The organism is Tamlana flava (assembly GCF_041287255.1).
GTDB lineage: Bacteria > Bacteroidota > Bacteroidia > Flavobacteriales > Flavobacteriaceae > Tamlana > Tamlana flava.
Window position 1 is genome coordinate 66,859 of sequence record NZ_JBGGTX010000004.1, and the last position, 13,097, is coordinate 79,955.

Sequence of the window (13,097 nt, forward strand, 5' to 3'; positions counted from 1 at the left end):
TCTGTTAATTATTATGAACTAAATAAAAGCATAAACAGGATGAGTTTGAATAATTATAATTCCAATTTATTTTTTATAATTGTATTAATTTAGTTGGTTAAGAATTTTAGCTGAATAAAATCTGTCCAAACCTTTTTTGAATAACCTAATTTAAATTAATTGATAGAACAAATCTGTCTGCAAAATTAATTTGAAATTATTTAATGCAAAGCAATAATTATCTTTTGAAGAATTGTAAATAAAAGAGAAATAAAATAGACACCTTGAGTAAAATTATTTTCAGAAGTTATTTTAGTTTGTTCATAGTCAGTTTGATTTTGGCTTGTAGCAACACAATCAATGCCCAAACGTTTGAGCATATTGAGTCTTTTGCTGGATTAAGTTCACTTGAAGAAAATAATGGTGTGGCCATAGCTGATTATGACCAGGACGGTGATCTTGATATTTTTGTAGTAGCCAAAGCACTCGATGCCGATGGAGTTTCAAACAGTAAAAGCAGATTGTTTAGCAATAATAATGATGGAACTTTTACTGATATGACTGAGATTTCGGGATTGGTAAATTTATATCCTTATAACAGTTCAATTATGGAAAGTGAGGCACTGCTAGGGTTCAAATACGGGGCTTTTTGGGGTGACTATGATAATGATGGTTATCCTGATTTGTTCATGACCCATTTATATAGGCTTCAATTATTTCATAATGAGAGGGATGGTTCTTTTAAAAAAGTTGCTTTTGAAATTTCATCTTTTGGACAAGGATGTGCAAATACTGATGTCACTTGGTTCGATTATAACAATGACGGATTCTTAGACATTTACCTTTCAGAATGGGAGATTAATTGTACAGGAAATCGTTTATACAAGAATAATGGAGACGGTACTTTTACAAATGTCAGTAATTTATTTCCAAGGGGCTCTGTAAATAAAAGGTCTTACCAAAGTATCCCCTTCGATTTTAATAATGATGGCTGGATGGATTTGTATGTTGCTAATGATAATTACCCTAATAATTTGTTAATTAACAATGAAGGAGGCGGATTTGTAGAGATTGCATATGAGCTTGGTATGGCTCATGATAGAAATGACATGGGGATGGCTTTTGGTGATTATAATAATGATGGGTTTTTCGATTTGTTTATCACTACAATTAGATATAATGTACTCTATGAAAATAATGGTGATAATACCTTTGTAGATAAAGCCAGAGCTTTAGGTGTTAACAGTACTGATTGGGCTTGGGATACAAATTTTTCAGATTTCGATTTAGATCGTGATGAAGATTTATATATTGTCAATGGGTTTTACTCTATTTATAAAAACAGGTACTTTGAGAATTTACTAAACCAGAATGAACTCGGTTTTATGGATAGTTCCCAAAAAACAGGATTGGGAGAGTTAACTGTAAGCGTAGGTGCCGGTATTTTTGATTATGACAATGATGGGGATTTGGATATTTTTCTTTCAAACAATGACAGACCATCTTATTTTTATGAGAACAAAATCAACGATTTTACAAATCCTAAAGAAGACCTTCACTGGTTTAAAATAAAGCTTGAAGGCACGGTCTCCAACCGTGATGCGATTGGGACGAAAGTCTCGATACGCACGACCAGTGGTTGGCTGCATAGGTATTTTACTGGAAAGGGCTTTTTGTCGCAGAATCTGGTGCCCGTGCATTTTGGATTGGGCTCTGATTCAGAAGTACTCGAATTAAAGATTTCCTGGCCGTCCGGTATCATTGACACATATTATGACATTCCAGCTAACAAGCTCATTAAGTCAAGAGAGGGTGAAAGCTTTGAGATTGTAGATCAAGCGCCCAGTATTAAACCCTATGGCTGTACGAATCCGAACTCCTGTAACTATAACCCCAATGCTGTAGTCAGTACGGGCGCCTGTGTATATTTACAAACAAGTAACATAACTGGCAAGATTAGGACGCTGAAGAATAGTATTGAGCTTTATACTTATCCTTTAAAAGATCGCAATACATTAGAATGGCAGGTTACGGGTGGTCAGATTGTGAACACCCAGGGGGACGATGGTATCGTGGTGCAATGGGGCACAGGTGAAACGGGCAAGATAACGCTTTTGGAGTCAAACGGTATTTGTTCAAGTGAGCCATTGGAATTGGTCGTTACCTTGCTTGATGAAGAATCAAGTGCCAATGAGCACTCGGTTGCTAGGCTATGGAACGAGACACTACTGAGCCTTATCCGTAAGGATTATGCGCGCCCGACGGTACACGCAAGGAACCTGTTCCATACGGGTATCGCTATGTACGACGCTTGGGCAATTTACGATTCCAAAGCCTCTCCTTATCTTATAAGCAATGAGGTGCATGGTTTCCAGAGCGGTTTCCAGGGATTTTCCACCACCGAGGACATTTCAGAGGCAAGGAATAAGACTATCAGCTATGCAGCATACAGGCTGCTATCGGAGCGATTTAGCCAATCCCCGAGCCCGGCGCTGTCCAAGAGTATCTTGGATGTTGCCATGGCTGGTCTGGGTTATGATACCGCCTATGAATCAATCGACTACAGTTCGGGTGACCCACGTGCATTGGGCAACTACATAGCTGCCGAAATTATTGCCTATGGTCTTCAGGATAACTCCAATGAAGCCGGTCATTACCAAAACGAGTACTACGAACCGGTCAATCAGCCCTTGGTGCTGAATAATCCAGACGTGAACGACATCACGCAAATAGATCCCAACAGGTGGCAGCCGTTGAGCTTTGATACCTTTATAGACCAAAGTGGGAACGTTATAGAGGGCAAGACGCCTGCCTTTTTAAGTCCTGAGTGGGGCAACGTTTATCCTTTCTCTCTCACGGAAGAGGAAAGGACTACCTATACGAGGGATGGTGATGTGTACCAGGTTTACCATGACCCAGGAGCTCCTCCAACGGTCTCAAGCGATGATTACAAATGGGCTTTTTCAATGGTCAGCAAATGGAGTTCCCAGCTGGATCCCATGGATGGTGTAATCTGGGATATTTCCCCGAAGAGCATAGGGAACATAAAGTTCGACCAGTTGCCGAGCCAGTTTTCCGATTACAAGAAATTTTACAAGGAAGCAGGAGGCGGCGATATTGGTACTGGGCGTCCCGTAAATCCATACACACAGGCCCCATACGATGAACAGTTGGTGCCAAGGGGTGACTATGCCAGGGTATTGGCCGAGTTTTGGGCTGACGGTCCTGATTCGGAGACTCCACCTGGCCATTGGTTCACGATATTGAACTATGTTAACGACCATGAGCTTTTCACGAAGCGATTCCAAGGACAGGGAGACATCCTTCCCGACCTTGAGTGGGATGTGAAGGCCTATTTTATACTAGGGGGAACGATGCATGACGTTGCGATTACCTCTTGGGCAATTAAGGGCTGGTACGATTACATTCGGCCGATTTCGGCAATACGATACATGTGTGCGAAAGGGCAGTGTACCGATCCATTAGGGGCGCACTATGACCCATCGGGCATACCGTTGAAACCGGGCTATATTGAGATTATAGGGGCGGGCGACCCTTTGGCGGGCGAGAGCAACAAGAACGTTGGGAAGATAAAGCTGTATTCCTGGAAGGGGCATGACTATATTATAGACCCTGCTGTAGATGAGGCCGGTGTTGGTTGGATATTGGCGGAGGACTGGTGGCCTTACCAACGCCCATCATTTGTAACGCCACCCTTTGCGGGATATGTATCGGGTCATTCCACCTATTCCCGGGCGGCCGCGGTGGTAATGAGTCTCCTTACGGGTGATGAGTACTTCCCAGGAGGTATGGGCGAGTTCGTGGCCAAGAAGAACGAGTTCCTGGTGTTCGAAGAAGGGCCTTCAATGGACGTGATACTCCAGTGGGCCACATACAGGGACGCATCGGATCAGTGTAGTTTGTCAAGGATTTGGGGCGGTATCCATCCGCCGCTGGATGACATTCCAGGGCGTATCATCGGGGAGGAGATTGGCAAGGAGGCCTATGACTTTGGCGTAAGGTACTTCGAGGGACTAGAGTCACCAACGGAAATTAATGGTGCAGAGGTGAAGGTGTACCCGAACCCTGTTGGCAGGAGTTCGAAAGAATTGTTCTTGACTGGAACGACCTTAGAAGATGCCATCCACCTGTTCGACATGAACGGCAGACTGCTGGAAGTGCTCTCAAGGGATTACAATCAGGGTAATAGGACTACTAAACTGTTATTGCCACCGGCTATGACAACCGGCATGTATCTTTTAAAGGTAAACAACCAGTCAAGGAAAGTGATTGTTGTTAGTAAATAATTGAAAATTGATTTTGATGTCTTTTTGAGGCTAATTTTTTTTTAATAGAATATTTTAACTGCTTCTTTTAAATTTTAAACCAGTATTATTTTATGGGTCAATTTAATTTTAAGGGTTGATTGAGATAAATTAAAATGATACAATCAGTGGCGAGAAATACTTTATCTTCACGAATATACACCTTGTAATTAATGGTTTTGGCGCATATTCAATATGTTATATTTACTAATTATTCAAATTTATTGTATAATTAATAAAAAAATTGTCAGTAAAGAAAAAAATTTGTCAATGTTAAATTTTTGTTATTTATTTACAAATGTATATTTTACACTTATGATTTGATTGGCAGTCATTTTTTTTGGCCTTATTTGTGTAACCGATTGCACAATTTTGGTTTTTAAGGATTGATTGTGAATTTATTTTATTAACAACTAAAACAAAAACTAGTATGATTACAACTAAACTATTATTTAGCCACAAGTGTAATTGGCCGTCATCGAAATGGCTAATGACATTAGTGGCTGTGCTTGCTTGTATAGGTTTCGGCTTTGCCCAGCAAACAATTTCAGGTACTGTTACTTCTGAGATTGATGGCATTCCATTGCCAGGGGTAAACGTATTGCTTCTTGGAACATCTCAAGGAGTAGTAACAGACTTTAACGGTCAATATTCAATTAGCGCCTCCCCAAATGATGTACTTGAATTTTCATACCTAGGGTACATGACTAAAGACGTTACCGTTGGAAATTCAACTACAATTAATGTTGCCTTAAGTGAAGATTTAACTTCATTGGATGAGGTCGTTGTTGTAGGGTATGGGACCCAAAAAAAATCTGATTTAACTGGTGCTGTAAGCTTGGTTGATACAGATGAGATGACCAAACAAGCGACAAACGATGTAGCACAAATGATGCAAGGTCGAGTTGCTGGTGTATCAGTTACTACTGATGGGCAGCCCGGTGCAAGCCCTAATATACGAATTAGAGGTATTGCCACTTTTGGCCAAGGTGCAAGTGCAGAACCTTTATTCGTTGTTGACGGGTTTACGATTACCGGAGGTATTAGAGACATTAACCCAAATGATATTGAGTCTATCCAAGTATTAAAAGATGCTACCGCTGGTGCTATTTATGGTAACAGGGCGGCAAACGGGGTGGTTATTATTACCACAAAGAGTGGTAGAAAAGGTAAAAAGTTCTCCATTGAACTCAATTCTTATTATGGTATCCAAAACATCACGCAAAAATTACCAGTTTTGGACAGGGCAGGTTATCAAATGATTAATGCTGAATTGTTGACCAATGCTGGTCAAGCCATTGTTCCTGGAAATGATCCAAATTCTCCACTTTTTGTTGATGATGTTGATACCGATTGGCAAGATGCCGGTTATAAAGATGGGTATATTCAAAACCATAATATCAACTTTTCAGGAGGGTCTGATAAGACAAATTATTTTGTTTCCTTAGATTATTTGGATAACGAAGGAACTTTAGTTGGTTCTGGTCCAGATTACAAACGTTATTCAATGAGGGTTAATTCTGATACACAATTGGGCAGATTTAACTTTGGAGAGAACGTTTATATAATGCATTCAGATGAGAATCCACTATTTTTCACAACTACTATTGGTCTTCCTGGAGGTCGTCCAACCTTAGTTAATGACTTATTGCAAGCTGCCCCTACCATTCCTGTTTATGATCCTAATCGTGTTGGAGGTTTTGGTGGTGCCGATTCAACAATACACCAGTCAATTACCTTAAACGTTCCTGGTATTAATACTTTAATTGAAAACGAAACAAAAGTAAGTAGAATTTTAGCTAATTTTTATGCTGGTTATGAGTTGGTTGACGGTTTAACCTTCAAAACCAGTTTGCAATATGATAAAAGTACTATAGAAGACCAATTGTTTGTGCCACAATACGATTTAGGTTACTTCTTCCCTGGCCCAACAGCGCAGTTGCAAGTTGGTAACAGAAACTCTAGCTCTTTCTTAATTGAAAATACCTTAAACTGGACCAAGCAATTTGGAAAGCATGACTTAAATGTTTTGGTAGGTCAAACTTATCAAAAAAATAACTTCAGAGAAGTTAGAGTTACTGGAGCAGGACTTGAAGAGCCTTACATTAAGAATCTTCAAAATGCAACAGCCTTTAGTGTAACAGATTTCTTAGGACCTAATTCTTTAAGTTCCTTATTAGGTAGGGTTAATTATACGTTTGATGATAAATATTTGCTAACTGCAAATATTAGACGTGATGGGTCTTCAAAATTCAAAAAAGATTTACGTACCGAGTATTTCCCTTCTATTGGTTTAGGTTGGAAATTGCATAATGAATTTGAACTTCCTGATTTTATCAATGAATTAAAACTAAGAGGTGGTATAGGTGAAGTAGGTAACCAAGAGATTGGAGATTTCAGATACCAAGGAACCGTTAACCGAGGTATTCCTTATACATTCGCTTATGGTGGCCGTGCAATTGGTGCTGCTGTTTCAGCTGTAATAGATAAGGATATTAAGTGGGAAACCCGTGTAACTAGAAGTGTTGGATTAGATGCTTCTTTTTGGAATGGGAAATTAGATTTAACTGCTGAATACTATTCAAATACATCTAACGACGTACTTACATCTGTTAGAATTCCATTTGCCGTAGGTTCATTGCCGGCTGAGATATTCACCAATGCAGGTTCCTTAAGGAATTCAGGTATTGAGCTTTCTGCAGTTATTAGAAAACAATTTGGTGAATTTAATTTAGAAGTAGCACCTAATTTCTATACTGTGAAAAATGAAGTATTGGAAATAGGTGGTACAACTGGCATAATCAATGGAACTGGAGCAAGAACTGAAGTTGGACGGTCATTAGGAGAACACTATGGTTGGGTTTATGATGGTATTTTCCAATCTGCCCAAGAAGTAGCTGATGCACCTTTCCAGACACCTGGTACTGCAGCAGGAGATATAAGATTCAAAGATCTTAATGGAGATAATGTTATTGATGATGACGACCGTGATTATTTAGGTAGTGGTTTACCAACATATTATTATGGACTAAACATTACTGCCAACTACAAAAATTTCGACTTTACTATTTTTGGACAAGGTAGTGGCGGTAATTTGATAAATAGTAATTTATATCGTGGTTTAATGCCTACATCTGGTTACACAAACTGGCATGAGGATATTTTAAACCGCTGGACGCCTACTAACACCAATACAGATGTGCCACGTGTCGTGTTTTTAGACCCGAACAACAATGGTAGAGACTCAAATAGACCAGGATGGCTACAAAAAGGTGATTATTTTAGGATCAATACCATTTCTCTTGGATATACTTTACCTGATTCAGTGATATCTAAATTGAGTTTATCTAAAGCTAGATTTTATGTAACTTTACAGAACGTCGCAGTGCTTTCCAAATACAAAGGTTATAATCCAGATTTCCAGGCAGGTATTTTAAATCCAGGATTTGATTATGGAACCTTTCCAAGACCAATGACGTCAATGTTAGGTGTACAACTTAAATTTTAAAATGTTACGAAAAATGAAAAAATATAGAACAAAAATAGTTTTACTTGTCTTTACTGCTACCATATTTTATGGGTGCGAAAAGGAATTGGAAATAGTAAACCCAAACCAATTGGCGGCAGAAGCCTATTACACCAATCAAGATCAAGCTATAGCCTCGGTTGACGCTGTATACAATGCTTTGATAATTGATGGCACTTACAATAGAATGACGCCTGCGGTTAATGATAGTAGAAGTGATGAAATTAGATCAAGAAGCCCTTGGCCATTTTTGTCACAAACAGCCAATTTTACCGTTCCTGCTACTGATGGGGCTGTAGGATGGTGTTACGAAGGTTATTACGTTTTAATTAATCGTGCTAATCAAGCCATTGAAAATGTTCCAAATGTTGAGGATGTTGAATCTGGTTTGAGAGATCGTTTAATGGGACAAGCTTATTTTTTAAGAGCATTGGCTTATTTTAACTTAACTAATATTTTTGATAATGTGCCGTTATTGTTAAGCGTGCCTAAATCTGGAGAGGAATTTTATCCATCAAATCAAGGTATTACACAGGCCGACATCTATGCTCAAGTAGAGGCTGATTTAACCGAAGCCATAGCTAAGCTACCAGTAAATTATAGCAGTGTAAATGGTCCGGATACAGGTCAAGTTGGTCGTGCTACAAAAGGAGCTGCCCAGTCCTTAATGGGAAAACTTAAATTGTACCAAGGTTTACATGGCGAAGCAGCCCCTTATTTTAAGTCTGTTGTAGATTCTCAGGAATACGAACTGTCCGATAATTATGGAGGGTTGTTTTCACAAGATCCAAGTATAGAAGCTGCAAATCCAGGAAGAATATTTTGGGTTGAGTTTACACAAAGTCAAAATTCTGATTTAAACTGGGGTGGCGATCCTAACGTAAACTGGAGACAGTTTAGTGCCGTTGCGCCAACCTATTCTGGGGCAGATTTCTACGATTATTTTCCAACACAGTTTTTGGTTGATGAAATGTCTATGGAAAGAACTATTGATGATAAAATTGATCCTCGTTTTCCTGCTACTATTTTGTCATACCAGCCTGCAGAGGGCTTGACCCAAGCATATGGAAGAGATTACTTTTTAGATCAAAATCTATTCTACATTGCAAAATATACTTTGGCTAATGAGGGCGGTGATCCGTTTACTTGTGGTATTAACTATCATGTTATTCGCTTTGCAGATGTATTGTTAATGTATGCGGAGTGTTTGGCCAATACGGGTAATATTCCGTTAGCAGCAGCCCAAGTTCAACGTGTTAGAGATAGAGCGAATTTACCAGATAGAGAGGTTGAATTTGCTGGTTATTCGGTTAGCCAGTTTATGAATCAATTGGCTCATGAGCGTGTTACAGAGTTGGCCATTGAAGGTTCAAGATATCAAGATATTAAGCGTTGGGGATGGTTGGATGATGCCACTAAGTTGAATGAACTTAAAGCACACGATCCAGAGTTTAACACCTTTGTGCCTAATCGTAAATATCAACCGATAGTGCAAGAAGAGTTGGATCGTAATCCTAACATGGATGGTAATGCCGCAAATCAAGGATAGTTGAAATATAGTTTGAGTTAGTTTTTAAATAAATTGATGCTTGAAAGTTAAAAACAGTTTTATTGTTTTTTTGGTTGTCATTCTGGCAACTGGATGTGCTAAAGAAAATACCCAAAATAAATTATTTGAACGTATTAGCGCTAACTATTCGGGCATCAATTTTCAAAATGAAATTACTACAAACGACTCCATTAACATCTTAACCTATGAGTACCTCTACAATGGTGGGGGTGTTGGAATAGGTGATTTTAATGGAGATGACCTGCCCGATGTTATTTTGTCTGGTAATTTAGTTAAGAGCAAAATTTATCTAAATAAAGGTGATTTACAGTTTGATGATATAACTGAAAGCTCTGGAATTAATACTCATGGAAAATGGTGTACAGGGGTTAGTATAGTTGACATCAACCAAGATGGACTTGATGACATATATTTAAGTGTTGGTGGAATGGGGAACAAAAATGAGTTCCCCAATCTGCTTTATATAAATAACGGTGATTTAACATTTACTGAATCTGCTTCAGAATATGGATTGGCCGACCAAGGAGAATCCATCCAATCTGTTTTTTTTGATTATGATTTGGATGGTGATCTGGATATGTACCTGCTCACTGGTGGAGGTTTTGAAAAATCAGCTATCAACATTAGGCCCATTTTAAAGGATGGGCAAGGGCGAAACACAGACCGCATTTATAGAAATGATTTTAACGAAGCGCTTGGTCATCCTGTGTTTAGCAATGTGTCTTCTGAAGTTGGGGTAACCATTGAAGGCTTTGGTTTGGGGGTATCGGTATTTGATGCCAACAACGATAAATGGCCAGATGTTTATGTTTCAAACGATTACCTTTCCCGCGATTTTCTTTATATAAACCAGCAAGACGGCACCTTTAAGGAAGAAGCTTCAAATTACTTTGGGCATATCAGCCATTTCTCAATGGGTAACGACGTTGCCGATATAAATAATGATGGCCTGCTGGATGTTTTAACCGTTGATATGCTTCCAGAAAATGTAAAAAGAAGGAAGTTGATGTCTGGTGGGCACTCTCATGATATTTTTAAAATAGCTTTGCAGTTTGGATATGGCCACCAACACATGCGCAATATGCTTCAGCGGAATAATGGAAATAAAACATTTAGCGAAATAGGCCAATTGTCTGGTATTGATAAAACAGATTGGAGCTGGGCTCCCTTAATGGCTGATTTTGACAATGACGGTTTAAATGACATCTACATTACAAATGGTTTTGGAAAAGACATTACCGATATGGATTTTGTTAAATATAGGCAAAGTAAGGTTTCGGCTTTTAGGGATGTAGAAGATCTTAAAAAGTCTGTAATAGATTGTTTATATGCCAGGCCAACAATAAAAGTTGCCAATTATGCCTACAAAAACAAAGGAGATTTAACTTTTGAAAAAGTAACCGATCGCTGGGGTTTTAATGAAGAGTCAATTTCCAATGGGGCTGCTTATGCTGATTTAGATGCAGATGGGGATTTAGATTTGATTGTTAATAACATTAATCAGCCTGCTTTTGTTTATAGAAACACACTTCGTGAAAAGGATACCCTGAATTCAAATTATTTAATGGTACAACTAAAAGGTAGCGTACAAAACAAAAAGGGAATAGGGGCTAAGGTTTCAATTTACCTTGGTGGGCAACAAAAGGTTTGGATTAATCAGCCTGTGAGAGGTTTTCAAAGTTCAGTAGGTACCATTCTTCATTTTGGTTTAAAAAACCAGAACAAGATTGATAGTTTAAAAGTGGAATGGCCAGATGGAAAAAATAATATATTCTTTGATTTAAAAAGTAACCAAAGGCTCAATGTTTCTTACGATAAGGCTGTTTTTCAAAAGAAAGTGCCTGCTTTTGTCGGTAATAGATATTTTGAAATTGACACGACCTTTCATCATAGCAGTAAAGACAAAAGTTATAACGATTTTGCTTCCCAATCTTTGCTCATGCAAAAGTACTCCAACCAAGGGCCGGGAATGGCTGTAGGAGACCTTAACGGTGATGGTTTAGAAGATGTTTTTGTCGGTGGAGCATATGGTTTTAATGCTGCGATACATTATCAAGAAAAAAATGGGGGTTTTAAAAAAGTTGAGTTAGAGAACACCGAATTTTTTGAGGACGAAGGTGCATTAATTTTTGACGCTGACGGAGATGGACTGAACGACCTTTATGTTGCGAGTGGTGGGTCTGAAAGGTATGCCGGGCATAATGCATATCAAGACCGTATTTATTATAACGTTAACAGCAAATTAATATTAGGAGAGTTGCCGGAGATGTTTACAAGTACATCGACCGTTGTTGGAGGCGATTATGATAATGATGGTGATATTGATTTATTTGTGGGTGGACGTTTAGTACCAGGAGCATACCCCATGCCACCGAAAAGCTATATTCTGGAAAATCAATCCGGAAAATTTATTAATGTAACAGATAAGGTTTGTCCAGTTCTCAATGATGCCGGAATGGTGACTTCTGCGGTTTGGACCGATTTTGATAACGATCTTAAATTAGATTTGGTTGTTGTTGGAGAATTTATGCCAATTACAATGTTAAAGGGTAATGGTGAACAATTAATAAACATAACTGAAAACTCTAACTTAGAGAATACTTCGGGGTTTTGGAACAGCATCCAATCAGGTGATTTTGATAATGATGGTGACATTGACTTTGTGGCAGGTAACCTTGGGCTGAATTCAAATTTAAAGATTTTGGAAAACCATCCCATTAAATTGGATTATGCCGATTTTGACAATAACGGTTCTGTTGACCCCATATTTTCAAAATATGAAGAAGGAAAATATTATCCAATTGCCTCTTTGGACCAGTTGATTGGGCAGTTGCCCATGATAAAAAAGAAATTCCTCTTCTACAATAGTTTTGCCAAATCTTCAACTCAAGATATCCTAGGTTTGTTTGGCTCCATAGAACATAACACCCTTGAAGCAAAAAAATTAAAAACGGTTTACATTGAGAATTTAGGCGATAATAAATTCAAGATAGCGGCACTTCCCCTGGAGGCACAAGTGGCACCCATAAATGGTATTCTGGTAGAAGATGTTGATCAAGACGGGTTTTTAGATCTTTTGTTAGTGGGTAATAATTATAATGCTGAGGTAGGTAATGGAAGGTACGATGCTTCAATTGGGCATTTTTTGCACAATAGTGGTCATGGTTCTTTTGAAGTTGTGGATAACAATGTTTCAAACTTTTCGGTAACAGGCGATTCTAAAAGTATTGTAAAAGTTAGAACCACTTCAGCACCAACAATTTTAGTGGGAGCAAATAATAGTGAAGTTAAATCATTTATTTTAAATAGAAGAGATTATTTGGTTCTAAAGCCAGAAAACAGCGAAGCATTTGCCATAGTCAATCTAAGAAATGGCTCAAAAAGGAGACAGGAATTTACATTGGGAGGAGGTTACCTATCACAATCAGCAAATGGTATTGAAATCTCCCCTTCAATTGAATCAGTAGTGTTTTATGGCCGAAATGGAGGAGTAAAGAGAACGGTAACTTTTGATTAAATGAAATCCTAATCCTAGTTTTCTCTGAGAGAATACTTAAATTTCTAAAAATTATTTTATTGATACCTTGAAAAGCACCGAATATTTTAACTATATTCATCAATTTATATCAGGTTTTCTTGGTGTTTTTAAATCTTTTTGATTATTTTGCAAGTGTGTATTTTACACTTGTTTTTTTAG

4 protein-coding genes are annotated in these 13,097 nt (G+C 38.3%); all 4 read left to right on the plus strand.

Going from position 1 to position 13,097, the window contains the following annotated elements; genetic code table 11:
* Positions 1–263 precede the first annotated feature (263 nt).
* Positions 264–4,286 (plus strand): FG-GAP-like repeat-containing protein, encoded by a 4,023-nt coding sequence (locus tag ACB104_RS12415; RefSeq protein ID WP_370479183.1) that lies wholly within the window; start codon positions 264–266, stop codon positions 4,284–4,286.
* 448 nt (positions 4,287–4,734) lie between these two features.
* Positions 4,735–7,812 carry a SusC/RagA family TonB-linked outer membrane protein gene (locus ACB104_RS12420; protein WP_370479185.1) on the plus strand — a complete coding sequence of 1,026 codons (3,078 nt, stop codon included), beginning with the start codon at positions 4,735–4,737 and terminating at the stop codon, positions 7,810–7,812.
* Positions 7,813–7,825: 13 nt separating this feature from the next.
* Positions 7,826–9,379, plus strand: coding sequence for a RagB/SusD family nutrient uptake outer membrane protein (locus ACB104_RS12425; RefSeq protein WP_370479187.1), 1,554 nt, complete (start codon positions 7,826–7,828; stop codon positions 9,377–9,379).
* A gap of 40 nt (positions 9,380–9,419) precedes the next feature.
* Positions 9,420–12,917 carry a VCBS repeat-containing protein gene (locus ACB104_RS12430; protein WP_370479189.1) on the plus strand — a complete coding sequence of 1,166 codons (3,498 nt, stop codon included), beginning with the start codon at positions 9,420–9,422 and terminating at the stop codon, positions 12,915–12,917.
* Positions 12,918–13,097 lie beyond the last annotated feature (180 nt).